A 26,146-nucleotide genomic window follows, 5' to 3' on the forward strand; every position below is an offset into this window, starting at 1 on the left:
CGGTCGCATTGTGCGGAGCATACTCTTCATGCTAGCGCAGCCGGCAACACTCTGCTGGCAAGGGCGATGAGATTTCATTGAAGTACAATCTGAGATGGGCCGAGTGGCTGGCCGAGGGACGGATCGGCCCGTTCCCGGCGGCGATCGTCATGGTCACGGCTTACTTTGCCTTACAGACCGTCATACTATCCCTGTTGAGCTCTTGGGCGGGAACCGGCGTCGGCATCGATGATGCGGAGCAACTGATCTATGTTCCATATCTCTGGGCCGGATATGGCGGCTCACAACCACCCCTGTACACCTGGATCAACTGGCTGGCCGCGCATGTTTTCGGCACCAGTATCTTCACGCTGAAGCTCGTCAAATACTCCGTGCTGTTCCTTGCCGCCTGCAGCGTGTTCGCCGCCATGCGGCGGTTCGGCTACACCAAAGCGACAGCGGCGGCGGCCATGTTCGGCCTGTTTACGATCCCGCAGATCGTCTGGGAATCGCAGCGCGCCTTGTCGCATTCCGTCGCCGTCGTCGGCTTCTGCTCGCTGCTCCTGCTCGCCATGGCCTATCTTCTCGAGCGGCGAAGCATGATCGCCTATGCGGCGTTTGGCCTGGCCACCGCGGCGGCAATTCTTGCCAAGTATAATGATGTCTTCCTCGTGGTTGCCCTTGTTGCGGCCGTGCTGTCGCTGCGCGAATGGCGCAGCGCAATCCTTGATCCGAAGTTCGCCATCAGCATAGCGGTCGCGATATTAGTGCTGGCGCCAACCACCTATTGGAGCCTCATGCATCCCGCCGATTTATTGTCGAGAGGCGAGAAGTTCGGAATAGACTCGCAACAAGAGCGCATGGCGGCGGCCTTTATCGGCGCCGGCAAGTTTGTCATGGGGACCTTCAATTTCGCGGTCTTGCCGGTGCTCGTCTCCGCCCTGGCTTTCTGGCTGGCGAAGTTCCGTTTCTCCGAGCGGCACCCGAAACGTCCGGCCAGGGAAATTCTGTTGTGGCGTAGCTTGGCGCTCGGCTTGGCCATGCTGGCGATACTTGTGCTGGCCACCGGCGTGACGGTGGTCAAGGACCGCTGGCTGCTGCCGGTCCTGTTCATCTTGCCGCTGGCCATCGTCGCCACTATGGAACGGCTGGCGCCGCGCGGCAGGAATGCGCAGCTCCTGGTGATCTCGGCTGGAGCGATCATCGCCGTGCTGCTCGCCCCCGCCACCTGGTACGTCCAGATAAACGGGACCAGTGGACTGTCGCGCATGATCCGCGTGGATTACCCCGCCCTCTATCGCCAATTGACTGCGGACGGACCGGTCAAAACCGCAATATCTGATGGTGCATGGGTCGGAAATCTGCGGTTGGTCGACCAAAAACTGGTCGCACTTAACCAGGAAGTGCCTAATTTCGAAACGCTGATGCAGGAGCCGGCCGTACTCGTCTGGCTTGACCGCGACGATCCGCGGCCGGTCATTTTGGAGCAGCTCAAAGCGGCCGGCTATGAGCCGGACGGCCAGCCACGGCAAATGATGGTTCCGCTGTTGCGTGGCACCGACAAGTCCGCCCGGCCCGGCGCATTCGTCCGACTGAAGAGAATGGAAGGAGCCATGGCGCCCAAGAAAGGCGCTGGCGAAGGAGTCGAGGGTGGACAGGAACCCGAGTGACCGGCCCCGTCATCATCGCAAGATCATGCCGTTCGAGCCGGACAGCTCGATCGATGCGCTGCGCAAAAAATCGCGCCTGAAGGCCGCTGAACTCAACCAGCATCTGCTGGGCTATGGGGCGCTTGCGGAAGCCGAGTGGCAGGCGGCGGGCATTGCTGCTCCTGAGCTGCCCGCCATGCGCCGATACCGGCTCGAGCGCATCCGCGCCGAGCTGAAGCGCCGCGACTATGCGGGAGCCCTGCTCTACGATCCGGTCAACATGCGCTACGCGACTGATGCGACCAACATGCAGCTCTGGGTCGCGCACAATCCGACCAGGCATTGTTTCGTCGCCACCGATGGCCCGGTGGTGCTGTTCGACTATTTCTCCTGCGAGCACCTTTCCGACCATTCCGGCGTCGTCGACGAGGTGCGGCCGGCGGTGTCGTGGGCTTACCTCTACAGCGGCGAGCTGACCGGTCAAAAAGTCCGCCGCTGGGCAGCCGGCATCGCCGAGTTGGTATTGGAACATGGTGGCGGCAATCGCCGCATCGCAGTCGACCACATCAATCCCGAGGGCATCGAAGAGCTCGCCCGTCTCGGCATCTCGACCGGCAATGGCGAGGCGGTGATGGAAAATGCGCGGCTGATAAAATCACCCGACGAGATCCTTGCCATGCGCCGGGCGATCGTCGCTTGCGAGGCGGCGATGGGCGAGATGGAGCAGGCGCTGAGGCCTGGCATCTCCGAGAACGAATTATGGGCCGAACTCCATCGCGGCAACATCGCGCGCGGCGGCGAATGGATCGAAACCCGGCTCCTGTCGTCAGGTCCGCGCACCAATCCATGGTTCCAGGAGTGCTCGTCGCGGATGATCGAGGCCGGCGAGCTCGTCGCTTTCGACACCGACCTGATCGGTCCTTACGGCTTCTGCGCCGACCTTTCGCGCACCTGGCTTTGCGGTGACGCGCCGCCGTCGCAGGAGCAGCGCGACCTGTTCCGCATCGCCGCCGACCAGATCGCCTACAACACGGAGCTGATGCGGCCGGGCGTATCGTTTCGCGGCCTCGTCGAGCGCTCGTCAGTGCCGCCGGGAGACTGCTTCCCGGCCCGTTACGGGGTGCTCTATCACGGCGTCGGCCTTGCCGACGAATACCCGACTTTGCCGCATGCTAGCGACTGGACCGACGACACGCCCGACGGAATGCTCGAACCTGGCATGGTGCTGTGCGTCGAGAGCTATATCGGCCGGCTTGGCGGCTACGAAGGCGTCAAGATCGAAGAACAGATCCTGATCACCGAGACCGGCAGCGAGAAGCTTTCGACCTACCCGCTCGACAATCGGCTGCTTGGCGGCTGAGCGAAGCTAATGCATGTCGCGCAAAAGCATGCCCTCGGGCTTGACCCGACGGTGTGCAGCGGTTTTGCGATAACGACATGCATAAACAGGAATCTAAGTGCGTCGCATGAGGCCGACCGAACGCGACGCGCTTTACGTGAACGCGGCGATCGCTTCGCGCATCGCGGCGACGATCGTTTCCGGCATCGTCCTGGCGGTGATGAACGGCAAGCCTTTGCGCCGCCTTGTCCAGCCGACGACCGTCACCTTCTGCGCCGCAGGCTCGAAACGCTGCGCCAGCGCCCAGCTCTCGCAGTCGATCGCCGCCACATCTGCCCTGCCCTCGGCAACGGCAACGACCGAAGCGCGGTGCCCGCAGCTCTCGCTCAGCCCGGAAAAGATATCCAAACTCTCGCCCAATGCTTGCAGGTCGCGGGCTGGCGCGATGATGCCCGACATGGAATCGAGGCTGTTGAAGGTGAAACGCTTGCTGCGCAGCAGATCGAGCGGAATGACGGCGCCGCCGTCGGCCGGCGACCTTGCCGGCGGTGCCTCGCCCGCCCTCATGACGATGGCGCTCGAATAGAGTTCGCCCTGTCCACCCTCGAAGGCGTCGTAACGCGGCTGGCCGACGAGCTGGACACGCTGCGACAGGCCGAGTTCCATCGGTCCCCAACAGGTTTGCGCCAAGAGCAGCGCCGGATGCAGCCAGAGCTGGTGAAAATCCAGCTCGTCCGGCGGCAATGTCGCCGTATCGGGCGCGATGGGTTTTCCCTGATCATCGCGAATACCGCCAGGCACGGGGGGCAAATCGCCGGTGCGGCGGATGATCGTCTCCGGCGCATCGATGCCTTTTTGTCTGAAAGCATCGCGCAGCCGCGCCCATTGCGCGTCGACATCGTCCCGCGCTTCCGGCCAGTCGTACATCGGCAAAGCCGCAATGAATTCGCTCATGCCGGGATTTGACCGTTATGCGGGGAAATTGACAAGGTCAGGAAAGCGTCGTCCGCGCGGCACCGCCTGCAACAACGCAAGAATCATTCCTTCGGCGGCTCGGCGGGTACCGGCGCGCTGCCAAGCCCATTGAGGCTGCGTGCCCTGACGCGCGGCTTGAATGCGCGTCCTGGTTCCGGCATGCGCCGCAGCACGGGATGGACGATCGGCTCCTTCGCCTTGAAGGCATAGGCCTTGAGCAGCGCGAAATAGTTCGGATAGGCGTAGCCATTGTTCATCCGCAGCCACTCGTCGCGGCGGTCGCGAAACAGCTTCGGCAGCCTGTACCAGGCCACCGTCGGGCTCTTGTGATGGACGAAATGCAGATTGTTGTTGAGGAACAGGAAGGACAGCGGCGAGCGCTCGACGATGATCGTGCGGCCTTCCGGATGTTCCGACCATTGGTGCTCGGCGTAGGTGCGGATCGAAATCAGCGACTGCCCAAGCCACACCGGCACCAGTATGTAGAGCCATAACGGCATGCCGAAGCCGAACTGCACGACAGGCAACACCACGGCGAGGCCGATCGCGTGCAGCAGCCATGCCTTGCGGATGGAATTGTCGCCCGCGGCAACCTGCCTGGCGTCGTCGATGAAGAACCCTATGCAGGAAAGCCAAGGACCGAGCACCAAACGGCCGAGCATCGTGTTGTTGACCTTGAGCAAGAATTTCATCGCCGACGGCAGCTCCTCGTGCTGCCAGAGCGCCTTGTAATAGCTTTCGGGATCGTCGAGCGGATCGGTCAGGCGCTCGTCTGCATGGTGGCGCAGGTGAATGGTCTTGAACCGGCGAAACGGCCAGACAAGGCCAATCGGCAGGAAAACAAGGGCTTCATTGAGCCGCGCGTTCCGGGTTGGGTGGCCGTGCAGGACCTCGTGCATCAGCGAGGATTGCAGCGCCGCAATCAGGGTCAGAAAGGCGAGTGCCAGCAGCGGGTAGGATGGCCAGAGCAGAAAGCCGGTAGCGAGCCAGCCGCCGTAGCAGATAAGTGCGAGAAATACTGTCGGCCATTCGATGGCCGCTGCGCCGTGTCGCCTGTTGCCCATGCTCGTCATGCTATCGACCACTGCCTCCCAGTCGCCGGAACCCGTTTGATTCCTGACAGCATTGTGTCAGGAGCGTTGCATCGCTGCAACGCGATAAAGCGCACAAACTGTTGCGATTGCGCATTTTCAGCTGCAGATGTTATCTATTGTAAACAAGCTCGTAGATTCATTTGCGCTCGAAACGCCATGTAGACCGCTTCGGCGCAAAATTTTGCTCACGTCAGGGAGAGTAGAGATTTGGACAAGCGCGACCTGTCGACGATCTTTCGCGAGCGCCTGAAAATGCTCTTGACAAGGTCCGATTTGAACCAGTCGGCCTTCGCCGCCGCCGTTGGCATCGACCGTTCGGCGCTGTCGCAGCTGCTCTCCGGCGCCTCGACCCGCCTTCCCCGCGCCGAGACGCTGCTCAACATCGCCGCCGAATTCAAAGTCTCGCTCGACTGGCTGCTCGGCCTCAGCCAGGACGAGGGCGTCACCGGTGAAATCCGCGAGAGCCTTGAGATCGAGGAGGCGCCGGACGGCTTCGACCGCACGCTGCTGGCTCGCTGGCATGCCGAGGCGGCGGGAACGAAAATCCGCTACGTGCCGGCCGGCATTCCCGATCTTCTGCGCACCGAGGCGCTTGTCGACTACGAAGCCGTCATCGCCAACAAGAGCCGCGAAGCACAGGCCGGCGAAACGCAGTACCGCATCGACTACAACCGACGGCCCGAAACCGACATGGAAGTCTGTATGCCGCGCCACACGCTGGAGATCTTCGCGCGCGGGCTGGGCGTGTGGGACCGCTTTCCGGAGGCCGACCGCCACCAGCAACTCCTGCACATGGCGACACTGCTCGACGACCTCTATCCCACCTTCCGCCTGTTTCTCTATGACGGGCGGATGCGCTATTCGATCCCCTACACCATCTTTGGGCCTTATCGCGCCGCCATTTACGTCGGCGACATGTATCTGGTGCTGAACGCCACGCAGCCGATCCGCACCCTGACCAGCCATTTCGACAATTTGATACGCGCCGCGGACGTCAACGCGCATGAAGCGGCCAGCTTCACACGAAAGCTGGCGGAGATGCGATTTTGACCGGTTGCTCTCCGCGCCGACATTGACGGCACATAAAGAATTCTTTATATCCTTATCTCAGTTATTCTTCCGGGAAGGCGTATTTCACATGACCAATCCGATCGACGCTCTGCTTGCCGAAAAGGGCGTCCTGCTCGCCGATGGCGCCACCGGCACCAATCTGTTCGCCATGGGTCTTGAGGCCGGCGAGGCACCCGAGCTCTTGAACGAGACCGCGCCCGACACAATCACCAGCCTGCACCAGAACTTTGTCGATGCCGGCGCCGACATTATCCTGACCAACTCTTTTGGCGGCACCCGCCATCGGCTCAAGCTGCACCATGCGCAGGACCGGGTCTATGCGCTGAACAAGCGCGCCGCAGAGATCGCAAGCGCCGTTGCAAAAAAGGCTGGCCGCAAGGTGATCGTGGCCGGCTCCGTCGGCCCGACCGGCGAGCTGCTGGTGCCGCTCGGCGCCATGACCTATGACGAGGCGGTCGAGGCCTTTGCCGAGCAGATCGAGGGCCTGAAGGCCGGCGGCGCCGAAGTCGCCTGGATCGAAACCATGTCGGCGCCTGACGAAATCCGCGCCGCCGCCGAAGCCGCCATCCGCGTCGGCATGCCCTATACCTATACCGGCTCCTTCGACACCGCCGGCCGCACCATGATGGGGCTGCTGCCGAAGGACATCCACGGCGTCGTCGATGGCCTGTCGCAGACACCGCTCGGTGTCGGCGCCAATTGCGGTGTCGGCGCCTCCGACATTCTCGCCTCGCTGCTCGACATGACCGAGGCGAAGCCGGAAGCAACGGTGATCGTCAAGGGCAATTGCGGCATTCCCGAATTTCGCGGTGCCGAGATCTACTATTCCGGCACACCCGAGCTGATGGCCGACTATGTGCGCCTCGCCGTCGATGCCGGCGCCAAAATCGTCGGCGGCTGCTGCGGCACCTCGTTCCAGCACCTTGCCGCCATGCGTAAGGCGCTCGATGCGCACACCAAGTCGGATCGCCCGACCGTCGAGCAGATCGTCGAACGCATCGGCCCGATGCGCAACAAGCAGGCGACGGTCAACGTCGCCGAGACCAGCGAAGCCCGCCGCGAGCGGCGCCGCGGACGCGCCTGACGCTTTCGGCTGCGACGCGGTCCGCGCGAGGCGGTGCAGCCACGAAAAAAGGCCGGCAAGGTTTCCCTCGCCGGCCTGCCTCACCCGCCCGTAGGCCGGCTCCCCTATCAGAACGATCCCATCTGAAAGAAACCGGCCGTCATTGCCACTACCGGTTACCGCCGAGTGCCGAGGCAAGGCGCACAAGCGAGAGGAACTCGGACCGGTACCCAAACGGGTCGGCTCCTCTGGCGGCGGTGGCAATCTCCATGATCTTGTCGTAGCCGAACTTCGCGGTCGCATCCTCGTCGCGCAGCTTCTGGCCGAAGGCAGCGACGGCCACGGAGAAACGCTGGTCGGTACTGGCCTGGTCGAACGACGCCACTTCGTTGGCTGACGTCACCGGCGTGGTGATCAGCTTCGAAGTGTCCTCATTCGGCAGCTTGTAGCGGATCTTGACGAAGGCATATTCGTCGGCATTGGCGACACCGCCATTGTTCACCGAGGCCTGGCCATAGCGAAGCTGATCAATCTGTTCGCCGCCGCTGCCCTTAGGCGTGATCTCGTAGATCGCAGTGACCGAATGGCCTGAGCCGATCTCGCCGGCGTCGACGCGGTCGTTGTTGAAATCCTCGCGGTTCAACGCACGGGTCTCGTAGCCGATCAGCCGGTACTCCGAGACCTTGTTCGGGTTGAACTCGACCTGGATCTTCACGTCCTTGGCGATGGTGAACAGTGTCGAGGAGGCATCCTCGACCAGCACCTTCTCGGCCTCCGCCAACGTATCAATATAGGCAGCGGTGCCATTGCCGTTCTGGGCGATGGTCTGCATCATCTGGTCGTCCAGATTGCCGCGGCCGAAGCCGAACACCGACAGGAACACGCCTGTCTTGCGCTCCTTTTCGATCAGCCGCTTCAGATCGTCGTCGTCGGTCTGGCCGACATTGAAGTCGCCATCGGTGGCGAGCATCACCCGGTTGATGCCGTCCTTGACGAAGGATTTCTGCGCCAGCCTGTAGGCTTCCTTGATGCCGGCCTCGCCTGCTGTCGAGCCGCCGGATGTCAGATTGTCGATGGCAGCGAGGATCTTGTCCTTTTCCGAAGCCTTGGTTGGCTCCAGCACGGTACCGGCATCGCCAGCATAAGTGACGATCGAGACGGTGTCGTCGGGTCTCAGCTTGTTGACCAGCAGCCGGAAGGCCGATTGCAGGAGCGGCAGCTTGTCCTGCTCGTTCATCGAGCCCGACACATCGATCAGGAAGACCAGATTGGCCCTGGGCTGCTCGGCCGGCTTCACGTCGAAACCCTTGATGGCGACATGCATCAGCCTGGTGTGCTCGTTCCACGGCGTCGGCATGACGCTGACGGTCGAATTGAACGGCGTCGAGGCGGAGTCCGGGCCTTTCCAGTCATAGGGGAAGTAGTTGACCATCTCCTCGACGCGCACCGTATCGGCCTGCGGGATAAAACCTTCCTTCAGCGAGCGCCGGACGAAGGAATAGGAAGCGGTGTCGACATCGATCGAGAAGGTCGAGACCGGGTCTTCGAGTGCAGCATGCACCGGATTGGTCTTGAAATCCTCGACCCGGTCGCGGTTTTCCTCTTGCGGCAGCATCTGGTCGGCCGGCGCAGCGGCGGGCTGCTGTGCCATCAGCTTGGACTCGGCAACCGTGCCAGGCATGCGTCCGACCCGCGCACCGCCATCGACGGCCGGAGCCCCGGAGCTTGCACCGCCATTCAGCACAAATTCGCCACTCTGCGCCGGTTCGGGAGCATTGCGGGTGAGCACGTCCTGCTGTGTCAACACGCCGACTGCGGTCGACTCCGCTTTCGGCGGCGATGTCGGCACCACAAGCGCCTCGCCGGCGTCGCGGCTTTCGCTGTCGGCGTCCACCTTCTTCTGCTTATCTGCTTCGGCAACGACCGGCGGTTTGACGGTCGCCGGCTTGTCAGCCAGCGTTTCGGTGATCTTATCGTCCCCGCCGAATTCGGGGCCGCCGAATTTGGATTCTCCCAGCATATAGATGGTAGCGTATCCGGCGATCGGCAGGGCAACGAGCCCGGCAATGGCCGGCGTGGCGAAGAGTTTCTTTTGCATGATTTCGCTCCAGAGCCTTTGTGCTCGCTCTGTGAGACGAAGCCCGCCTGCCGATCCTTGGGCGGCCGGTAAAGTTTTTTCTTCCATGTCATAGGCGCGCAGCGCGGCCTGGAGGGCACGCGCCTTTGCATCCGCGTCGGGCGCCGGTGCTGCGATATCGCGCAGCCTGTTCAGTTGATTGTCGTCGACCATGGTCACACTTCCCCGGCTGAACGCATCAGCGTCTTCAACCGTTTCTTCGCCTCATGGATGTGCCAGGAAACCGTCGTCTCCGAGATCGCCATCGCCTCGGCGGCGGCTGCGTGGCTGAGCCCTTCGCCATAGACCAGCAGCACCGCGTCGCGCTGCTTGTCCGGCAGCTTGCGCACCGCTGCCCAGAGCGCCTCGGCCGGGTCTTCCGCCTCGGACGACGCCTCTCCTGAAATCAGTGCATAAGCGCCATAGGCATCGGTCTTGACAGTCTCGCGGGCGGTCTTGCGCATCATGTCGCGCGCGGCATTCAACGTCATGGTGTAGAGCCATGTCGTGAAGGCGCCGCTGCCGTGATAGTCGCGGATCGCCCGGCCGAGCCGAACGCACACTTCCTGGGCGATATCCTCGGCGTCGGCCTTTTTCCCGCACCAGCGATAGGCGGCGCGATAGACGAAACCGTAGTGCCTTTCGAGCAACTTGCCGAAAGCACCCCGGTCTCCGCCCTTCGCCCGCCCGATCAGTTCGGCGTCGGAGGCTTCGCTTTCGTCCAGCATCATCGCCATCATTTGCCTGTTGGACGAAGGCTAATGGCGGTTCCTTGGGGCGATGGAAAGAATTTTTTGGCGGGCTGTCACGTCGTAATGGTTGGCGTGCCTTGGCCGAGCGTCTCCGCAAACAGCGTCGTCAGCCGCTTCCAGTGGCGTTCGGCGCCGGCTGCATCGAAGGCACTATGGTCCGGCATGCACCAGCCATGCGCCGTACCGGCATAGTTCTCTATGACATGGTCGACTTCGGCGGCGCGCAGTGCTTCGGCCAGCCGCGCCGATTGCTCAGGCGGAAAGCTGCGGTCCACACCGGCAGTGCCGATATAGACCCTTGCCTTGACCGAGGCGGCCTTCCGGTGCGGACTGTCGGCGGCGTCACCAGCCAGATTACCGCCATGGAAACTTGCTGCGGCAACGATGCGATCGGGATAGCTGGCCGCGGCGTTCAGCGCCCGCGCTCCGCCCATGCAGTAGCCGACAATGCCGACCGGCCCGGTTAGGCCCTGGGCAGCGAGCACATTGAGGAAAGCGCCACTGTCGCGGATCGTCATCTCCTGGGTCGTGCCGCCGAGGAGACCTGTGATGGCGGCCTTGCTCCTCTCGTCGCCGAACGCAGTCTTGGGATCGAACGGACCGTAGGGCGCATTGCGGTAAAAGAGGTCCGGCACAAGCACCGCATAGCCCTCGCCCGTAAGCCGCTCCGCCATCTGATCGAGCGCCGGTCGCGGACCGAAAACGTCCATGTAGAGGATGATCGCTGCCTTGGCTGGGGCCGCCGAACGGAACAGCCGGGCCTTGGCAATGCCGTCGCTTGTCTTGATCTGCATCGCTTGCGTGGCCATCATCCGCTCCGTTGATCTGACGTGCGATAGATACCCGCTGCGACCGTTGCGGCAAGCTGTAATGAGGCGATCTGCTTCAAGATTTCGTGCGGCATTCGGCGACGCTACAGACGCGCGAATGCTGCCATGTGAAAGGCCTGAACCTCGGCCGGATAGCGATAATCGGCACCGTAAGGACAGGCGTTGCGATCGAGGCAGCCGCCGGTCCGGCAAGGCGCGCCGTTTTGCCCGCGCACATGGGCAAGACAGGTTTCATGTGCAAACCCATCCGCAGAATAAGCCTCGACCGGACAGGATCTCAGGCAAGGTTTTGCGACACATGTGTCGCAAAGGTGGATCGCCTCGTGAGGCTCTGAAAGTGCAATCCTATCTTCGAACAGCAGCGCGCCGCGATAGGCATGCCAGAGCCCGTATTGCGGATGCATGAGAATGCCGAGCGGCGACGGCTTCAGCCCCTCCGCACGCATCGCCCATTGCTGGAACGGCAGATAAGGCCTGTCGGACGGCGACACCGCGCGTGCCCCGAATCTTTCGGCCACGGCGCCGATCACTTCGCGAGACCAAGCGTCGAGCGGATCGTCGATCGGCTGTGACTGTCTCTCCAGCCAGCGCAGGAAGTGCGGCCAGGGTGCGGCACCTGCCTGGCCGACCAACAGGGCGGATCTGGCGGCAGCGCCGGAGAGACCGCTAGGTGTTTCCTCACCGCTCGCAAAATTGAAATCGCCGCGCAGGATGAGGCCGTGGGCGGAAAGCGCAACCGCGACTGTTTCAGTCATGCCGCGCTCGGGGATCATCCCTTCTTGTCCGGGTCGGAGAAGGCACTCCGCCAGACTTCCTTGTGAATGATGTTGGCGACTTTAGCCCCGCCTGATTCGGGCTCCTTTCAGGTGAAGGCGTCGGCCATCGACGCCTTCTTCCTGCCGATGAAGTCCTTCAGCCCGTCGTCGATGCCCGGGTCGAGATAAGGCGCCTCGTAGCTCTCCAGCCAGCGGCGGGCGAGCTCGTTGGCGCGCTGCGGCGCGGTTTTTTCGCCTTCGGCCAGCCACTGCTCGTAGGAATTGTTATCGGCGATGTTGGAGCGGTAGAACGCGGTCTGGAAATTCGCCTGGGTGTGATCGCAGCCGAGGTAATGGCTGCCTGGGCCGACCTGGCGGATGGCATCCATCGCCTGACCGTTTTCCGACAGGTCGACACCCTCGGAGAACTTCTGCGTCATGCCGAGCTGGTCGATATCCATCATGAACTTTTCGTAGCAGGAGGCGAGACCGCCCTCGAGCCAGCCGGCCGAATGCAGCACGAAGTTGGTGCCGGCGAGGATCGTCGAGTTCAGCGTGTTGGCGCTCTCATAGGCGGCCTGCGCATCGGGGATTTTCGAAGCACAAAGCGAGCCGCCGGTGCGGAACGGCAGGCCGAGCCTGCGGGCAAGCTGCGCCGCGCCATAGGAAACCAGCGACGGCTCCGGCGTGCCGAAAGTCGGTGCGCCCGACTGCATAGAGATCGACGAGGCGAAGGTGCCGAACAGCACCGGCGCACCGGGCCGGATCAGCTGTGTGAACGACGCGCCGGCCAGCACTTCGGCGAGAACCTGGGTCAGCGTACCGGCGACCGTCACCGGGCTCATCGCACCGGCAAGGATGAAGGGCGTGACGATGCAGGCCTGGTTATGGCGCGAATAGACTTTCAGCGCCCCCAGCATGGTCTCGTCGAAGACCATCGGCGAGTTGGCATTGATCAGGCTGGTCAGCACCGTGTTGTTCTCGACAAAATCGTCACCGAAAACGATCTTGGCCATCGCCACCGTATCTTCAGCGCGCTCGGGCGCGGTCACCGAGCCCATGAACGGCTTGTCCGAATATTTGATATGGCTGTAGACCATGTCGAGATGGCGCTTGTTGACCGGCACGTCGACCGGCTCGCAAACCGTGCCGCCCGAATGGTGGATCGACGGCGCCATATAGGCGAGTTTCACGAAATTCCGGAAATCCTCGATCGTGGCATAGCGCCTGACGCCGTCGAGATCGCGCACGAAGGGCGGTCCATAGACCGGCGCGAACACTGTCGCATTGCCGCCGATCTGCACCGAGCGCTCGCCGTTGCGGGCGTGCTGGGTATAGACGGACGGAGCGGTCTTCAACAGCGAGCGGCAGAGGCCCTTGGGGAAATGCACCCGCTCGCCCTTGACGTCGGCGCCCGCCTCTTTCCAAAGCTGCAGTGCCTCGGCGTCGTCGCGGAAGATGATGCCGATCTCTTCCAGCACCGTGTCGGTGTTCTTTTCGATCAGTGCCAGGCCTTCCTCGTCCAGCACTTCATAGACGTTGATCTTGCGCTTGATATAGGTGAGCTGTGTGCCGGGGCCGCCGCCCGAACGTGCAGCCCGGCGCGCTGCGGCGCCACCGCTGGCAGCGCGCCCGCGCCGTGCGTTTGACGCTTCCTGATCGACCGGCGCGTTCTCACTCATAATCGTTCTTCCCTGGCTTTCGTTCTGGCCTGATTTGCTTTGGCCGGGCTCTTGTTCCGGCCTGAAATCCGTTTGCGGCCGCATATTGCGGTCTCTGGCCGGATCGTAGCCATGCACCCTATTCGAAACGGCCCGCCAGCGCCAACGCCTGTCGCAAAATCGACAAGAATTCCAAGAGATTTACGGTCGCTTTCGTTTTGCGGGAAGTCGCAAATCAGCTATGGACAACCGGCCCGCGCAGGTTAGGTATTGACGCGATATTTTTAAGCTGCCGCGATAGTTGTAGCCGGCAAGGAGCCTGAGAAAAAATGGCCGACGACGAGATCATCCTTTCGGAACTCTCCGACGACGAGTTGGTGCAGCAGATGCACGACGATCTTTATGACGGGTTGAAGGAAGAAATCGAGGAAGGCACCAATATCCTTCTCGAGCGCGGCTGGGCGCCTTACAAGGTGCTAACCGAGGCTCTGGTCGAAGGCATGCGCATCGTCGGCGAGGATTTCCGCGACGGCATCCTGTTCGTTCCCGAAGTGCTGCTATCGGCCAACGCGATGAAGGCCGGCATGTTCATCCTGCGTCCGCTGCTTGTCGCCACCGGCGCGCCGAAGCAGGGCAAGATGGTGATCGGCACCGTCAAGGGCGACATCCACGACATCGGCAAGAACCTGGTCGGCATGATGATGGAAGGCGCCGGCTTCGATGTCATCGACCTCGGCATCAACAATGCGGTCGAAAAATATCTCGATGCCATCGAAAAGCACCAGCCCGACATCATCGGCATGTCGGCGCTGCTGACGACGACGATGCCTTACATGAAGGTCGTCATCGATACGATGAAGGAAAAGGGCATTCGCGACGACTATGTCGTGCTGGTCGGGGGCGCGCCGCTCAACGAGGAATTCGGCAAAGCCGTCGGCGCCGACGCCTATTGCCGCGACGCCGCGGTGGCAGTCGAGACCGCCAAGGACTTCATGAAGCGCAAGCACAACGTCCGCGCTTCGGCCTGAGCCAATAAGTCCGGCACCGACGAGAAAAGCCGCGCCTTGCAGTGCGGCTTTTTTATTCCCAAATGTTTAGAGCCGTGCAGATCAGGGTTTCTTGACGGTATCGTCAACTGCCTTCGCAGTGGATTTGAGATCCTTACCGACGCCGCGCACCGTGTTGGCGCAGGCCGAAACAGCCAAGGCGCAGGCGAGAATAGCGATTGGCGCAACGCGGAACAATTTCATGATTGGTGTCTCCCTCAGAATATAAATTCGCTGGACAGCAACGAAGATGGATTAGACTGGTTCCATGACTACCGCGCGAAAACAACAATCCGATCAAGGCGACAGGCTGCTCGTCATCGCCTGCGGGATGATTGCGCGCGAAGTTTTGGCGGTCAAGGAGCAGCTCGGGCTCGACCATCTCGACCTGACCTGCCTGCCGGCGGAGTTCCATTTCTATCCGGACCGCATTGCGCCGGCCATGGACAAGGCAATCGCCAAGGCCAGGGCCGACGGCTACAAACACATCTTCGTCGGCTATGCCGATTGCGGCACGGGTGGCCTGCTCGATCGGATCTGCGAGAAGCACGGTGTCGAGCGCATGGCCGGGCCGCATTGCTTTGCCTTCTACCAGGGCATGGATGCCTATGCGAAGGTCGCCGATGATGACATGATGTCGTTCTACATGACCGATTTCCTCTGCCGGCAATTCGATGCCTTCTTCATGAAGCCGCTCGGCCTGGACAAGCACCCGGAGCTGATCAAGGACTATTTCGGCAACTACGAGAAGCTGATCTATATCGCTCAGACCAACGACCCGGAACTCGACAAGGTCGCCGAAAAGGCGGCGAAAATGCTCGGCCTCGCCTATGAGCGGCGCTCGACCGGCTATGGTGACCTGACGAAGGAACTGGCCAGCGCCTCAGCACATTCGTAAAAAGAAATAGCGTCCTCTAAGCGTTTGCCGGAGGCTGCCGGTCATTTTCGCCCACCGCCTCACCGATCCGATGTGACATCGATAATGCGCCCGGTTTCCAGGCGGATCGGCCCCCGCGCGGTTGGATCTTTAAGCAATATTTCGGCAAGCATTGCATCGACATTGTCGAAATTACCTTGCAGAATTGACGGATCACTTCGCTCCCAATACTCCCCTTCATCGACGACATAGAGACTGGAGAACAAGCGAGTAATTTCGCGAAGAAACCTGATGATCTCGATATGAGCGCCTGAACCTGCAAACTGAGTTTTACAATATTGTTGAACGAAGAGGTGCTTGTCGAACTCAAGCCGCAGCGGCTCCGAATTGGGATGCGGTTGAAGCTCTATTCCAAACACAGGGCCAATATAGTCCACGTTTCGTTCATCAATGACTCGATTGAGCGTCTTCTCGCGCTCATCGATCTCGCGCACCGGCCAGTCTCGCGCAGTGGCGAACGCCTTGGCTTCGTGCAGCAAAGCAGCATATTGCTCGTGACCCCGTAACTGTCCTTCAAAGTGGATTGTTACTCCCAACTACCTCTCCCAGTGACGCGCAGTCCTGACGAATACCTGCGCTCTTATTCCGCCACAAGCCCGGCGAGCACATCGGCAAAGCTCGTCTTGCAGACGAAATCCAGCCGGTCCCTCGCCCGCGAGGCATCGTAGACCCGATCGATCGACGAAAACATCGTCCAGCCCTTCTTCAAGTAGAGTGCCGGATAATCCGGAAAATAGCGCGCGACGACCGACGGTGCGTCGGCGATCAATGCCGCGCAATCGTCGGGCTGGAACGGTGTTGGCGCCGAAATGATAAAGATGTCGAAGCCCAATTGCGGCGCTCTCTCCAGGGCAGCGATGTGGGCGTCGGCAGCATCCTCCACCGTCAGCCGGCGAAACAACAGCTCATTGGCCTTGGTGTTGGCGTCCGACTGTTCGATCACATGCGCCATATCGTCTACTTCGGGAAAGAAGCGGGCGGTGCGCAGTACGATCACCGGAAGGCCGAACTGCAAATGATAGAGCCGACAGAGGTGTTCGGCTGAAAGCTTGGTGACGCCGTAGATGTTGCGCGGTTCGGGCGACATGTCTTCCGTCAGCCATGCCGCCTTGCGCGCCCCGCCGGTGAAGCCGGTGCGGATGGCCTGGGTAATCATCAGCGATGTCGTCGACGTGAAGATGAAACGCTGAACCGCGAATGCTGCTGCCGCATCGAGCAGGTTGAGCGTGCCACGCATATTCGTCTCGACGAAATCCTCGTTGCGATGATGTTCGATGTCAGGCTTGTGCAGCGCGCCGCTATGGATGATGGCCTCAATGCGGTTCTCCTCGACCGCCCTCATGACCAGGTCGCGATCGGCGACTGAGCCGACGACTGGCGTATCCGAGGATGGGACGGGATCGAGGCCGGTGACGTCATGACCAAGAGCCCGCAGGCGCGGCGCCAAGGCGCTGCCCAGCCAACCCGACGATCCCGTCAGCAAGATCCGCATTCTTTCCACCTCGTTTCTGCTGTCGATGCTCAAGCACGGATGACAGAGCGCTGCGAAACATTAAGGTATGCGCCAGACAAGAAAACAGGCTGCTCCAGCCATCACAGGGAAACGCCACCAATGATCGCTCGCCTCATGTTTGCCGCGGCAGCTGTCCTCTGCTTGACGTTGCCCGCGTTCGCCGACGGCGAGGTGCAGAAACTGATCACGGCTGCCGACAAGGCGCGCCTCGACAAATATGGCGAGACGCGCAAGGCAGCGCTTAACGAGGCGAAGGCCGGCGATCCCGCCGAGGTCAAGCAGCTCGACGCCTTGCTGGCAAAGCCGCTGGTTTCCTTCTCCGACAAGGACCTGACCGGCAATTGGCAATGCCGCACCATCAAGGCCGGCGGATTGAGCCCGCTCGTCATCTATGGCTGGTTCAAATGCAAGGTGAGCGACGACGGTTCCGGCTGGAGACTGGAAAAGATCACCGGCTCGCAGCGCACCAAGGGCCGCTTCTTCGACGATGCCGAGAAACGCGCGATCTATCTCGGTTCCTTCTACGTCAACGACGATCCGGCAAAGCCCTACGGCAGCGGCCCGGAAAGCGATCAGGTCGGCTATGCCTTCCGCAACAGCGCCAGCGAATGGCGCATCGAGTTCCCGGCGCCCCACTACGAATCGAAGCTCGATATCCTCGAATTCAAGCGCTGAGCCCCCGATCACCAAGGGTTAACCCGGTCAACCTAGCATTCGCGCACAAAGAACAGCTCTTTGCGGGGGTCGCGAAGCATGGCACGGTCGAAAACAAACCAACGGCCGATCGTCGTCGTCACCGAAGGCGGCCCGCATATCTGGGCGATCGTCAACGCCATCGCCGACCACCTCGCGCCTGTCAGCGTCATCCTCGAAACCCCTGAATCCAAAAAGCAATTGCTTCTCGGGCGGGCGCGGCGGCAAGGCTGGACCTCGGCCGTCGGTCAACTCGGCACGATGATGCTGACCCGGCTCGGCAAGCACTTCTTCGCCGGCCACGCAGCACGGCTCGCCGCCGAGCAGAAGCTGCAAACCGAACCGAAGCCTGGGCAAAAGATCATCCAAGTCTCGTCGGCCAACGCGCGGGAGTGCCTGCAGGCGATCGAGGAAATCCAGCCGGGTGTCGTGCTGCTCGCCGGCTGCCGCTTGCTGTCGCGGCAGACGCTGGCGAAAATCCCTTGCCCGGTCCTCAACTACCATGCCGGCATCGCCCCGAAATATCGTGGCATGAACGGCGGCTATTGGGCGCTGGCTTCAGGCGATGCGGAAAACTTCGGCACCACCGTGCATCTGGTCGACGCCGGCGTCGACACTGGCGGGGTGTTGCGGCAGGCACGCGGCAAACCCCAACCTGGCGACACTATTTCAAGCTACGCGTTGCGGCAGGCGGCATTCTCGCGCGACATCTGCGTCGAAGCGGTCAGGGATGCGCTGGCCGGCAAGCTCGGCACGGTGGATCCCGGCCTGCCTTCGAAACAATGGTATCATCCGACGGTCTGGTTTTATCTCTGGACCGGGATAAGGAACGGCGTCTGGTGACGCGCCGATTTACCGGACAGCCACCCACCACTAACATTGCATCATGAGCGACATCGACCACCGCACCATCATTGCCGGCCTTTCGGTCGAGGACCGTCGCGACCTCACCGCCAAGCTTGACCGGCCAGGCATTGTCCGGCTGGCCGGCCATGGCGGGCTGGTTATCCTGCTGGGCGCGCTGATCGCTGCCGGCATCCCGTTCTGGCCGCTTCTCGTCTTGCCGCAGGGAATCCTGATCGTCTTCTTCTTCACGCCGTTGCACGAGACCATCCATGAAACGGCGTTCAGAACGGCGTGGCTCAATCGCGCTGTTGCCGCCGTGGCCGGCTTCCTGATCCTGCTGCCACCCGCATGGTTCCGCTATTTCCATTTCGCCCATCACCGCCACACCCACGACCCGGACAACGACCCCGAACTGATGGCCCCGAAGCCGGAGACCATCGGCCAATATCTGCGCTATCTGTCCGGCGGCCCCTATTGGATAGCTATGGCTCGTGTGATCGCAACCAATGCGGCTGGTCGCAACCGCGACGGCTTCGTACCGGAAAAGGGTCGCGGCAAGGTGGTTGCCGAAGCACGGCTGTTCCTGATCGGCTATGCGGCGTTGCTGGCCGCATCTCTCGCCATGCAGTCGGCGCTGCTGTTGTGGGTCTGGATCGTGCCGGTGCTGGTAGGACAGCCGTTTTTGCGGGCCTACCTGCTGGCCGAGCACGCGTTGTGCCCGCATGTCGCCAACATGCTCGAGAACACCCGCACCACCTTCACCACAAGGCTGGTGCGCTTGGTGGCTTGGAACATGCCATACCATTCGGAGCACCATTCCTATCCGGCCGTTCCCTTCCACAGCCTGCCGCGCTTCCATGAGATCGTCGCGGAGCATCTACGCACGACCGAACGAGGTTACGTGCGCTTCCACAGGAAGCTGGTCGGCAGCTTCGATGGCCGCGCCGGCTGACCAGTGCTGGAAGAAACTCCGCTTTCAACCGCGGCCGTCGATTGCGTCGCTTTTGAAGGCCCCCGCGTCGTCCCATAACAAGCAGCCCAACAGCGCTTCCGGCAATGCTCGAAACCACTGCATCGGCCCAAAAGATCGGAATCGATCTTCGCAGGGCACGATGCAGCGGAGTTAGGTGGTAGAGCATCGTTTGTGCGTTCGATTGGACGCGCGGCGCCCTACAGGAGCAGGAATTCATGGCCGATCTGATCGTCGTCTTCTGGCGCGACATCCCCGCCCAGGTCATCGTCAAGAAGGGCCGGCAGAACGCCAAGCGCGAACTGCCGTTGCGCTTCACCGAGGCGATCGACATGTGCGCCATGCGCACTGGCGCCGGCGGCACCGACGACTATCTTGCCGAATGGCGCAAGGCAGAGCCCGTCCCAGTCAGTGACGATCTTGAAGCCGAGGCCGAGAAGGCTCTTCGGGAGCTCGATGCGAAATACGACCGTGAGCGGTTGGTCGCTCTGGTCAAGGCGGGCGGCAAAGAAAATGTCTGATCCCCAATCAATGCCGGCGACAACGGCTCAAGCCGGCGTGACCCAGGCGACCATCGTCAAGAAGGCGGCGACGAAATCCGACTACAAGCCGGCCGACGTATCGCCGCAGCGGCGCGTGCAGCGCTCGTTTGCGGTGCGGCTTTGGTCGGTGCGGCATTCGCGGCTGCTCGAATGGTTCTACGCCAGGTTCGCCGACATGTTCCTGACTCTCCACCCGCTATGGAAGGGCATCGGCTACAGCCGTGTCGAAGGGCCGGTGAAATTCGTCGAGAAGCGCGTCAAGGGCTTCATGTTCGACTGCCGCATGTGCGGTCAGTGCATTCTTTCCTCGACCGGCATGTCGTGCCCGATGAACTGCCCTAAGCAATTGCGCAACGGCCCTTGCGGCGGTGTGCGCGCCAACGGCAATTGCGAGGTCGAGCCTGATATGCCTTGCGTCTGGGTCAAGGCATGGGAAGGCTCGCAGAACATGGTGCATCGCGACAAGATTTTGGAAGTGCAGAAGCCGGTGGATCAGTCCTTGCGCGAAACCTCCGCCTGGCTGCGGGTGACCGCGCAGGCCGCGGCCGCCCGCAATGCGGCCCAGAATACTACGAACACCGGGGCGTCGGCATGATCGGCCGCCAGCCAGACGAGAATCCCGCCGGCATCCATTTGCCGCTCGATCCCCTGCCCGGTCACACCTCGCGCGGCCGGCTTGAGCGGGTCCTGCGACGCGGCGAGTTCGCAGTGACGACCGAGCTCAATCCGCCCGACAGCGCCGATCCGGAAGACGTCTACAACCGCGCCAGGATTTTCGACGGCTGGGTCGACGCGATCAATGCCGTCGACGCTTCCGGGGCCAACTGCCACATGTCGTCGGTCGGTATTTGCGCGCTGCTGACCCGCATGGGCTATGCCCCGATCATGCAAATCGCCTGCCGCGACCGGAACCGCATCGCCATCCAGGGCGACGTGCTTGGGGGTGCTGCGATGGGTGTTGCCAACATGCTCTGCCTGACCGGCGACGGCGTGCAGGCCGGCGACCAGCCCGGCGCCAAGCCGGTGTTCGATCTCGACTGCATGTCGCTGCTCGAAACCTGCCGCATCATGCGCGATAACGGCAAATTCCTGTCCGGCCGCAAACTCACGACGCCGCCGCAGCTTTTCCTTGGCGCGGCCATCAACCCGTTCGCGCCGCCGATCGATTTCCGTCCCTATCGGCTGGGCAAGAAGATCGCCGCCGGCGCGCAGTTCGTGCAGAGCCAGTACTGCTTCGACGTACCGATGTTCCGCGCCTACATGCAGAAGGTCCGCGATCTCGGCTATACCGAGAAATGCTTCATCCTGTGCGGCGTCGGGCCGCTCGCCTCGGCCAAGACGGCCAAATGGATCCGCTCCAATGTGCCGGGAATTCACATTCCCGATCAGATCGTCAAGCGCCTGGAAGGCGCCCAGGATCAGAAGAAGGAAGGCAAGCAGCTCTGCATCGACATCATCAATGAGGTGAAGGAAATTCCTGGTGTGTCCGGCGTCCATGTGATGGCCTACCGCCAGGAAGAATATGTCGCCGAGATCGTCGACGAATCCGGCGTGCTGAAGGGTCGCCGGCCGTGGAAGCGCGAAATCCGCCGCGACGACCAGCTCGTTGCCGATCGGCTTGACCACATACTGCATGACGACATCACCGAAACCCAGGTCGACATGGTCAAGACCGCGCATTGACGGCGCGAATCGTCAGCATTCGCTTGATCAGAAACAGATAACGATATAAAGAACTCTTTATATCACGATGGAGAGATTTCATGACCCGGACCATCGTCGCCTCGGCGACACGAGAAATCATCATCGGCTTCGATCAGCCCTTCTGCGTGATCGGCGAGCGCATCAACCCGACCGGCCGCAAAAAGCTGGCCGCCGAAATGATCGCGGGCAATTTTGAGACTGTCATCAGGGATGCGCTGGAGCAGGCCGCCTGCGGCGCAACGATGCTCGACGTCAATGCCGGCGTCACCTCTGTCAATCCGAACGAGACCGAACCCGGCCTGCTGGTGCAGACGCTGGAGATCGTGCAAGGCCTGGTCGACCTGCCGTTGTCAATCGACTCCTCCGTGACTGCGGCAATCGAAGCGGCGCTGAAGGTCGCCAAGGGCCGGCCTCTGGTCAATTCCGTCACCGGCGAGGAGGAAAAGCTCGAAGCCATCCTGCCGCTGATTAAGAAATACAACGTTCCGGTCGTCGCCATTTCCAACGACGAGACCGGTATTTCGATGGACCCCGATGTGCGCTTTGCCGTCGCCAAGAAGATCGTTCAGCGCTGCGCCGACTTCGGGATTCCGGCGCATGATGTGGTCGTCGACCCGCTGGTCATGCCGATCGGCGCGCTGGGCGATGCCGGCCGCCAGGTATTTGCCCTGCTACGCCGGCTGCGCGAGGAGCTCAAGGTAAACACCACCTGCGGCCTCTCCAACATCTCGTTCGGCCTGCCGCACCGTCATGGCATCAACGCCGCCTTCATCCCGATGGTGATCGGCGCCGGCATGACCTCGGCGATCATGAACCCGGTGCGGCCGCAGGAAATGGAAGCGGTGCGCGGCGCCAACGTGCTGAACGGCACCGACGAGAACTGCACCAACTGGATCAGGACCTACAAGGACTACAAGCCTGCTGAAGGCGGCCAGGCCGTTGCCGCCCGGACACAGGTCAACGCGCCGGGCGATGGCAATGGCAATGGCGGACGCAGGCGCGGCGGCCGCGAAGCGCGGATGGCCCGGGGTTGAGCCATGGCTTGGCCGACACGATATGGGGCCTAGGACTGGGGAGGAACCGAAACACAGCGGCATCGCTGCCGTGGCCAAGACCCGAGCAGCGTAGAAAGTAAAGTCTGGAACGTATGAACTCTCCCGTCAACATCACCGATCCGCTCGTGCTGTTCATGCCGTCCGGCAAGCGCGGGCGGTTTCCGGTCGGCACGCCGGTGCTGGATGCCGCGCGCCAGCTCGGTGTCTATGTCGAGAGCGTGTGCGGCGGGCGTGCCACTTGCGGGCGCTGCCAGATCGAGGTGCAGGAAGGCAATTTCGCCAAGCACAAGATTGTCTCTTCCAACGACCACATCTCGCCCAAGGGCGCGAAGGAAGAGCGCTACGAGCGCGTGCGTGGGCTGCCCGAACGCCGCCGCCTGTCCTGCTCGGCGCAGATCCTCGGCGATCTCGTCGTCGACGTGCCGCAGGACACCGTCATCAACGCGCAAACCATCCGCAAGGATGCCGACACCAGGGTCATCGCCCGCGATGCATCAATCCGCATGTGCTATGTCGAGATCGAAGAACCCGACATGCACAAGCCACTCGGCGACCTCGACCGCCTGAAAATCGCGCTGATGAAGGACTGGGGCCTCAAGAGCCTCGATTTCGATTTCCATCTGTTGCCGCAGGTGCAAGGCATTTTGCGCAAGGGCAACTGGACCGCGACCGCCGCCATCCACAAGGACACCGACAGCGAGACCGCGCGGGTCATCGCTTTGTGGCCCGGCCTCAAGAACGAGGCGTACGGGCTTGCCTGCGATATCGGCTCGACCACGATCGCCATGCATCTGGTGTCGTTGCTGTCGGGCCGCGTCGCCGCCTCGTCGGGTACGTCCAATCCGCAGATCCGCTTCGGCGAGGATCTGATGAGCCGCGTCTCTTACGTGATGATGAACCCGGACGGCCGCGAAGGCATGACGGTCGCCGTGCGCGAGGCCATTTCGGGCCTCGTCGACAAGGTCTGCGCGGAGGGCAACGTCCAACGCAACGACATCCTGGATTCCGTCTTCGTCGGCAATCCGATCATGCATCACCTGTTCCTCGGCATCGATCCCACCGAACTCGGCGGCGCACCCTTCGCACTTGCCGTCTCGGGCGCCGTGCACATAAAGGCATCGGACATCGGCCTGAAGCTCAATCAGGGCGCTCGCCTCTATATGCTGCCCTGCATTGCCGGCCATGTCGGCGCCGACGCGGCCGCGGTGACGCTGTCGGAAGGCCCGCACCGCCAGGAGGAGATGATGCTGATCGTCGATGTCGGCACCAATGCCGAGATCGTGCTCGGCAATCGCCAGCGGGTCGTGGCGGCCTCCTCGCCAACCGGCCCAGCCTTCGAGGGTGCGGAAATCTCCGGTGGCCAGCGTGCCGCACCGGGTGCCATCGAGCGCGTCCGTATCGATCCCGAAACGCTGGAGCCTAAATACCGCGTCATCGGCTCGGAACTCTGGTCCGACGAGCCGGGCTTCCTCGACAGCGTGCAGGCGACTGGCGTCACCGGCATTTGCGGCTCTGGCATCATCGAGGTGGTCGCCGAGATGTATCTCGCCGGCATCATCTCCGAGGACGGCGTCGTCGATGGATCGCTGAGCGCCAACTCGTCTCGCGTCGTCGCCAACGGCCGCACCTTCTCCTATGTGCTGAAGGAAGGCGAGCCCAAGATCACCATCACCCAGACTGATGTGCGCGCTATCCAGCTTGCCAAGGCCGCCCTTTATGCCGGCACCAAGCTTTTGATGGAAAAGCAGCACACCGATCATGTCGACCGCATCCACTTCGCCGGCGCCTTCGGCTCGTTCATCGACCCGAAATACGCAATGGTGCTGGGCCTGATCCCGGATTGCGACCTCGACAAGGTCTCGGCCGTTGGCAATGCGGCCGGCGCCGGCGCCCGCATGGCGCTGTTGAACCGTGGCTATCGCCGCGAGATCGAGGAAACCGTTAGCAAGATCGAGAAGATCGAGACGGCGCTGGAGCCGAAATTCCAGGAACATTTCGTTTATGCCATGGCGCTCCCGAACAAGATCGACCCGTTCCCAAAATTGTCGGCGGCGGTGAAACTGCCACCCCGCAAGACCGTCAGCGAGGACGGTGTCGCCGGTGACGCCGCCCCGCGCCGGCGCTCCCGCGAAGGCCACGCGGCCCGGCGTAGCCGGGAGTGAAGAAACGTCGGACGGTTTGAACGACCAATCAGATGCGCGACCACGCACCGATTTCCGCCCGCCCGATGACCACACTTCCGAGCGAAACGACCTCGTCGAGCATTCTTGGCGACAGGGTTTTGGTATCGATCTCGTCTTTGACGACGATTCCGAGACGCTCCATGTCTGGTAGCAGCGTCCGCACAAGATCAGCGACAAGATCGAGCTTGTCGGCATCCGCCGGGCCCGAACCGACAACGGATTCCAGCCGCATCGATGGCGGACGAATGCCGGCGTTCACAAATGCGATATGCAATTTCGGACCCATGCCGGTTTCGGCGCCGAGACGGCGAATAGTTTCGGCGCACAGCGCACAGCAGCGGTCGTAGAGCGGCGCAGGCGGCACCGAGCGCGCGCCAGCCCAATCCAACTCGTGGAAGACGATGATGCCGCCAGGAAGCAAATGGGTCTTCAGTTTGGCCAGGGCGGCCGCAGGATCAGGCATAAACTGCAGGACGTAGCGGCCAGCAATCGCGTCGACGGCCTGCGCCAGGCATATCTCCGTGGGATCCCCCATATCGAACGTCACATTGTTCAATCCGAGCGCGGCAACTCGACGCCGGGCGATGTCGAGCGCCGTGGCGGAAGTATCCATTCCGACAACCTTTCCCGTCGGGCCGACCAAATCGGCAAGCAGGATGGCGACATCGCCAGCTCCCGAACCGACGTCGAGCACGCGCATTCCGGGAGCAATTCCAGCCTCCATGAAAAAACGTCGCGTGATCGGGTCGATCAGGCGTGCTTGGGTACTGAGGCGCCGCAACTCCAGCTCGGAATGGCCGAGCGCATATGGCATTTCGCTGATTGCGTCGGCACTGCCCATCACAATCTCTCGTCTGTCGGCATGAAGACACTAACAGCGCCGGGCGCTGTGAACCAGCGGTCACAAGTTCCGGCCCACCGAGACGGTTATCCAGAAGGCGACAACGGCACTTCGCCCCAATTTCATTTGCATGCAAATGTTTCCGGATCAGCCCAGCCTGAAACAAACTGCCGTTTTCGTGAAATCCGCCAGATACATATGCGGTGCATTTAACCGGCATCGATGGCCGGTAGAGAACATCTCTTGTCCCGCCGCAACACTCAAAGGAGAGCACGATGTCGATGTTCGAAAGCCTCGGCCGCTATGGTGCGGCCATCAAGAAAACACGCGAAGCGCGCAAGTCGCTGCGCATCCTGAACAGCTTGCCGCCTGAGATCCAAAAGGACATTGGCTGGCCGGTGTCGCCGCGTTCGAGCGAAAAGCAGCTTTCGGTCGGCTGGGGCATGCAGCGCGGATGAAATTCATCGACAAATGCAAGCTGCTCGGTATTCGCCGGGGCCGCAATGCGGCTCCGGCTGCACCCAGCAATTGG

General features: G+C 61.9%; 26 protein-coding genes. 15 read left to right on the forward strand and 11 right to left on the reverse strand.

The genetic code is table 11. The annotated features are described in order from the left end of the window. The first annotated feature begins 77 nt into the window (after positions 1-77). Together NKH23_RS22850 and NKH23_RS22855 are read left to right on the forward strand one after the other, a co-directional pair. Positions 78-1,649: an ArnT family glycosyltransferase gene (locus tag NKH23_RS22850; RefSeq protein WP_352913253.1), complete on the forward strand. Its 1,572-nt coding sequence runs from the start codon at positions 78-80 to the stop codon at positions 1,647-1,649. A 25-nt stretch (positions 1,650-1,674) separates the two neighbouring features. After that, complete coding sequence (locus NKH23_RS22855) at positions 1,675-2,988, forward strand: M24 family metallopeptidase (RefSeq protein WP_352913413.1); 1,314 nt, start codon at positions 1,675-1,677, stop codon at positions 2,986-2,988. A gap of 132 nt (positions 2,989-3,120) precedes the next feature. On the opposite strand, the gene NKH23_RS22860 is transcribed toward NKH23_RS22855, so the two are convergent. After that, the gene (locus tag NKH23_RS22860; RefSeq protein ID WP_353035373.1) at positions 3,121-3,921 is read right to left on the reverse strand and encodes a phosphate/phosphite/phosphonate ABC transporter substrate-binding protein; all 801 of its coding nucleotides are present in this window, start codon (positions 3,919-3,921) and stop codon (positions 3,121-3,123) included. A gap of 83 nt (positions 3,922-4,004) precedes the next feature. Continuing rightward, positions 4,005-5,015 carry a fatty acid desaturase gene (locus NKH23_RS22865; protein WP_352913250.1) on the reverse strand — a complete coding sequence of 337 codons (1,011 nt, stop codon included), beginning with the start codon at positions 5,013-5,015 and terminating at the stop codon, positions 4,005-4,007. 228 nt (positions 5,016-5,243) lie between these two features. On the opposite strand from NKH23_RS22865, the gene NKH23_RS22870 reads away from it, so the two are divergent. Beyond that, complete coding sequence (locus NKH23_RS22870; protein ID WP_352528189.1) at positions 5,244-6,086, forward strand: helix-turn-helix domain-containing protein; 843 nt, start codon at positions 5,244-5,246, stop codon at positions 6,084-6,086. Between the two features lie 88 nt (positions 6,087-6,174). Continuing rightward, positions 6,175-7,191 (forward strand): betaine--homocysteine S-methyltransferase, encoded by a 1,017-nt coding sequence (bmt, locus tag NKH23_RS22875; RefSeq protein ID WP_352913249.1) that lies wholly within the window; start codon positions 6,175-6,177, stop codon positions 7,189-7,191. 148 nt (positions 7,192-7,339) lie between these two features. On the opposite strand, the gene NKH23_RS22880 is transcribed toward bmt, so the two are convergent. The 5 genes from NKH23_RS22880 to NKH23_RS22900 form a co-directional block, all read right to left on the reverse strand. Beyond that, positions 7,340-9,460, reverse strand: coding sequence for a vWA domain-containing protein (locus NKH23_RS22880; RefSeq protein WP_352913247.1), 2,121 nt, complete (start codon positions 9,458-9,460; stop codon positions 7,340-7,342). A gap of 2 nt (positions 9,461-9,462) precedes the next feature. Further along, positions 9,463-10,023, reverse strand: a complete 561-nt coding sequence (locus NKH23_RS22885) for an RNA polymerase sigma factor (protein WP_352913245.1) — start codon at positions 10,021-10,023, stop codon at positions 9,463-9,465. A 68-nt stretch (positions 10,024-10,091) separates the two neighbouring features. Beyond that, entirely contained in the window at positions 10,092-10,847 is a 756-nt protein-coding gene (locus NKH23_RS22890) for a dienelactone hydrolase family protein (protein ID WP_353035375.1), read from the reverse strand. A 104-nt stretch (positions 10,848-10,951) separates the two neighbouring features. Continuing rightward, complete coding sequence (locus NKH23_RS22895; protein WP_352719684.1) at positions 10,952-11,623, reverse strand: hypothetical protein; 672 nt, start codon at positions 11,621-11,623, stop codon at positions 10,952-10,954. A 107-nt stretch (positions 11,624-11,730) separates the two neighbouring features. Then, positions 11,731-13,305, reverse strand: coding sequence for a trimethylamine methyltransferase family protein (locus NKH23_RS22900; protein WP_352500948.1), 1,575 nt, complete (start codon positions 13,303-13,305; stop codon positions 11,731-11,733). A 308-nt stretch (positions 13,306-13,613) separates the two neighbouring features. On the opposite strand from NKH23_RS22900, the gene NKH23_RS22905 reads away from it, so the two are divergent. Further along, positions 13,614-14,312 carry a cobalamin B12-binding domain-containing protein gene (locus tag NKH23_RS22905; RefSeq protein WP_023676506.1) on the forward strand — a complete coding sequence of 233 codons (699 nt, stop codon included), beginning with the start codon at positions 13,614-13,616 and terminating at the stop codon, positions 14,310-14,312. An 81-nt stretch (positions 14,313-14,393) separates the two neighbouring features. Here the strand turns inward: NKH23_RS22905 and NKH23_RS22910 are convergent, their stop codons facing one another. Then, entirely contained in the window at positions 14,394-14,534 is a 141-nt protein-coding gene (locus tag NKH23_RS22910; RefSeq protein ID WP_292654758.1) for an EncA/B family entericidin, read from the reverse strand. A 64-nt stretch (positions 14,535-14,598) separates the two neighbouring features. On the opposite strand from NKH23_RS22910, the gene NKH23_RS22915 reads away from it, so the two are divergent. After that, entirely contained in the window at positions 14,599-15,228 is a 630-nt protein-coding gene (locus tag NKH23_RS22915) for a DUF1638 domain-containing protein (protein WP_353025973.1), read from the forward strand. 59 nt (positions 15,229-15,287) lie between these two features. Here the strand turns inward: NKH23_RS22915 and NKH23_RS22920 are convergent, their stop codons facing one another. Both NKH23_RS22920 and NKH23_RS22925 read right to left on the reverse strand, forming a co-directional pair. Then, entirely contained in the window at positions 15,288-15,803 is a 516-nt protein-coding gene (locus NKH23_RS22920; RefSeq protein WP_352913241.1) for a hypothetical protein, read from the reverse strand. Between the two features lie 44 nt (positions 15,804-15,847). Continuing rightward, on the reverse strand, positions 15,848-16,759 hold the full coding sequence (locus tag NKH23_RS22925; RefSeq protein ID WP_352913239.1) for an NAD-dependent epimerase/dehydratase family protein: 912 nt from the start codon (positions 16,757-16,759) through the stop codon (positions 15,848-15,850). Between the two features lie 120 nt (positions 16,760-16,879). Here NKH23_RS22925 and NKH23_RS22930 point away from each other — a divergent pair, with 120 nt between their 5' ends. The 8 genes from NKH23_RS22930 to NKH23_RS22965 all read left to right on the forward strand — a co-directional run bounded on the left by NKH23_RS22930 (position 16,880) and on the right by NKH23_RS22965 (position 24,752). Then, on the forward strand, positions 16,880-17,455 hold the full coding sequence (locus NKH23_RS22930; RefSeq protein WP_352913238.1) for a DUF4893 domain-containing protein: 576 nt from the start codon (positions 16,880-16,882) through the stop codon (positions 17,453-17,455). A gap of 78 nt (positions 17,456-17,533) precedes the next feature. Further along, positions 17,534-18,316, forward strand: a complete 783-nt coding sequence (locus NKH23_RS22935; protein ID WP_353035377.1) for a formyl transferase — start codon at positions 17,534-17,536, stop codon at positions 18,314-18,316. A 43-nt stretch (positions 18,317-18,359) separates the two neighbouring features. After that, positions 18,360-19,271, forward strand: a complete 912-nt coding sequence (locus NKH23_RS22940) for a fatty acid desaturase (RefSeq protein ID WP_352913234.1) — start codon at positions 18,360-18,362, stop codon at positions 19,269-19,271. Positions 19,272-19,507: 236 nt separating this feature from the next. After that, the gene (locus NKH23_RS22945; RefSeq protein ID WP_292654739.1) at positions 19,508-19,810 is read left to right on the forward strand and encodes a virulence factor; all 303 of its coding nucleotides are present in this window, start codon (positions 19,508-19,510) and stop codon (positions 19,808-19,810) included. Then, positions 19,803-20,426 (forward strand): methylenetetrahydrofolate reductase C-terminal domain-containing protein, encoded by a 624-nt coding sequence (locus NKH23_RS22950; protein WP_352913232.1) that lies wholly within the window; start codon positions 19,803-19,805, stop codon positions 20,424-20,426. The genes NKH23_RS22945 and NKH23_RS22950 overlap by 8 nt, the downstream gene beginning before the upstream one ends. Continuing rightward, a complete protein-coding gene (locus NKH23_RS22955) occupies positions 20,423-21,514 on the forward strand; it encodes a methylenetetrahydrofolate reductase (RefSeq protein ID WP_352913230.1) in 1,092 nt (363 codons plus the stop codon). Before NKH23_RS22950 ends, NKH23_RS22955 begins: the two co-directional genes overlap by 4 nt. A gap of 80 nt (positions 21,515-21,594) precedes the next feature. Continuing rightward, on the forward strand, positions 21,595-22,569 hold the full coding sequence (locus NKH23_RS22960) for a methyltetrahydrofolate cobalamin methyltransferase (protein WP_352467721.1): 975 nt from the start codon (positions 21,595-21,597) through the stop codon (positions 22,567-22,569). 113 nt (positions 22,570-22,682) lie between these two features. After that, positions 22,683-24,752, forward strand: a complete 2,070-nt coding sequence (locus NKH23_RS22965) for an ASKHA domain-containing protein (protein WP_352913228.1) — start codon at positions 22,683-22,685, stop codon at positions 24,750-24,752. 28 nt (positions 24,753-24,780) lie between these two features. Here the strand turns inward: NKH23_RS22965 and NKH23_RS22970 are convergent, their stop codons facing one another. Next, the gene (locus NKH23_RS22970) at positions 24,781-25,614 is read right to left on the reverse strand and encodes a class I SAM-dependent methyltransferase (protein WP_352978402.1); all 834 of its coding nucleotides are present in this window, start codon (positions 25,612-25,614) and stop codon (positions 24,781-24,783) included. A 275-nt stretch (positions 25,615-25,889) separates the two neighbouring features. Here NKH23_RS22970 and NKH23_RS22975 point away from each other — a divergent pair, with 275 nt between their 5' ends. Continuing rightward, positions 25,890-26,072, forward strand: a complete 183-nt coding sequence (locus NKH23_RS22975; protein ID WP_352467719.1) for a hypothetical protein — start codon at positions 25,890-25,892, stop codon at positions 26,070-26,072. Positions 26,073-26,146: the final 74 nt, after the last annotated feature.

Source organism: Mesorhizobium sp. M1328 (assembly GCF_040318075.1).
In the GTDB taxonomy this organism is placed as follows: Bacteria; Pseudomonadota; Alphaproteobacteria; order Rhizobiales; family Rhizobiaceae; genus Mesorhizobium.

What these genes read in the sequence shown, in the direction of transcription:
- NKH23_RS22860 (WP_353035373.1), bottom strand. Translation starts at nt 3,921, where the DNA reads ATGAGCGAATTCATTGCGGCTTTGCCGATGTACGACTGGCCGGAAGCG.
- NKH23_RS22865 (WP_352913250.1), bottom strand. Translation starts at nt 5,015, where the DNA reads ATGACGAGCATGGGCAACAGGCGACACGGCGCAGCGGCCATCGAATGG.
- NKH23_RS22910 (WP_292654758.1), bottom strand. Translation starts at nt 14,534, where the DNA reads ATGAAATTGTTCCGCGTTGCGCCAATCGCTATTCTCGCCTGCGCCTTG.
- NKH23_RS22880 (WP_352913247.1), bottom strand. Translation starts at nt 9,460, where the DNA reads ATGGTCGACGACAATCAACTGAACAGGCTGCGCGATATCGCAGCACCG.
- NKH23_RS22890 (WP_353035375.1), bottom strand. Translation starts at nt 10,847, where the DNA reads ATGGCCACGCAAGCGATGCAGATCAAGACAAGCGACGGCATTGCCAAG.
- NKH23_RS22895 (WP_352719684.1), bottom strand. Translation starts at nt 11,623, where the DNA reads ATGACTGAAACAGTCGCGGTTGCGCTTTCCGCCCACGGCCTCATCCTG.
- NKH23_RS22950 (WP_352913232.1), top strand. Translation starts at nt 19,803, where the DNA reads ATGTCTGATCCCCAATCAATGCCGGCGACAACGGCTCAAGCCGGCGTG.
- NKH23_RS22955 (WP_352913230.1), top strand. Translation starts at nt 20,423, where the DNA reads ATGATCGGCCGCCAGCCAGACGAGAATCCCGCCGGCATCCATTTGCCG.
- NKH23_RS22925 (WP_352913239.1), bottom strand. Translation starts at nt 16,759, where the DNA reads ATGCGGATCTTGCTGACGGGATCGTCGGGTTGGCTGGGCAGCGCCTTG.
- NKH23_RS22915 (WP_353025973.1), top strand. Translation starts at nt 14,599, where the DNA reads ATGACTACCGCGCGAAAACAACAATCCGATCAAGGCGACAGGCTGCTC.
- NKH23_RS22905 (WP_023676506.1), top strand. Translation starts at nt 13,614, where the DNA reads ATGGCCGACGACGAGATCATCCTTTCGGAACTCTCCGACGACGAGTTG.
- NKH23_RS22960 (WP_352467721.1), top strand. Translation starts at nt 21,595, where the DNA reads ATGACCCGGACCATCGTCGCCTCGGCGACACGAGAAATCATCATCGGC.
- NKH23_RS22930 (WP_352913238.1), top strand. Translation starts at nt 16,880, where the DNA reads ATGATCGCTCGCCTCATGTTTGCCGCGGCAGCTGTCCTCTGCTTGACG.
- NKH23_RS22855 (WP_352913413.1), top strand. Translation starts at nt 1,675, where the DNA reads ATGCCGTTCGAGCCGGACAGCTCGATCGATGCGCTGCGCAAAAAATCG.
- bmt (WP_352913249.1), top strand. Translation starts at nt 6,175, where the DNA reads ATGACCAATCCGATCGACGCTCTGCTTGCCGAAAAGGGCGTCCTGCTC.
- NKH23_RS22885 (WP_352913245.1), bottom strand. Translation starts at nt 10,023, where the DNA reads ATGGCGATGATGCTGGACGAAAGCGAAGCCTCCGACGCCGAACTGATC.
- NKH23_RS22900 (WP_352500948.1), bottom strand. Translation starts at nt 13,305, where the DNA reads ATGAGTGAGAACGCGCCGGTCGATCAGGAAGCGTCAAACGCACGGCGC.
- NKH23_RS22965 (WP_352913228.1), top strand. Translation starts at nt 22,683, where the DNA reads ATGAACTCTCCCGTCAACATCACCGATCCGCTCGTGCTGTTCATGCCG.
- NKH23_RS22945 (WP_292654739.1), top strand. Translation starts at nt 19,508, where the DNA reads ATGGCCGATCTGATCGTCGTCTTCTGGCGCGACATCCCCGCCCAGGTC.
- NKH23_RS22935 (WP_353035377.1), top strand. Translation starts at nt 17,534, where the DNA reads ATGGCACGGTCGAAAACAAACCAACGGCCGATCGTCGTCGTCACCGAA.
- NKH23_RS22940 (WP_352913234.1), top strand. Translation starts at nt 18,360, where the DNA reads ATGAGCGACATCGACCACCGCACCATCATTGCCGGCCTTTCGGTCGAG.
- NKH23_RS22975 (WP_352467719.1), top strand. Translation starts at nt 25,890, where the DNA reads ATGTCGATGTTCGAAAGCCTCGGCCGCTATGGTGCGGCCATCAAGAAA.
- NKH23_RS22970 (WP_352978402.1), bottom strand. Translation starts at nt 25,614, where the DNA reads ATGGGCAGTGCCGACGCAATCAGCGAAATGCCATATGCGCTCGGCCAT.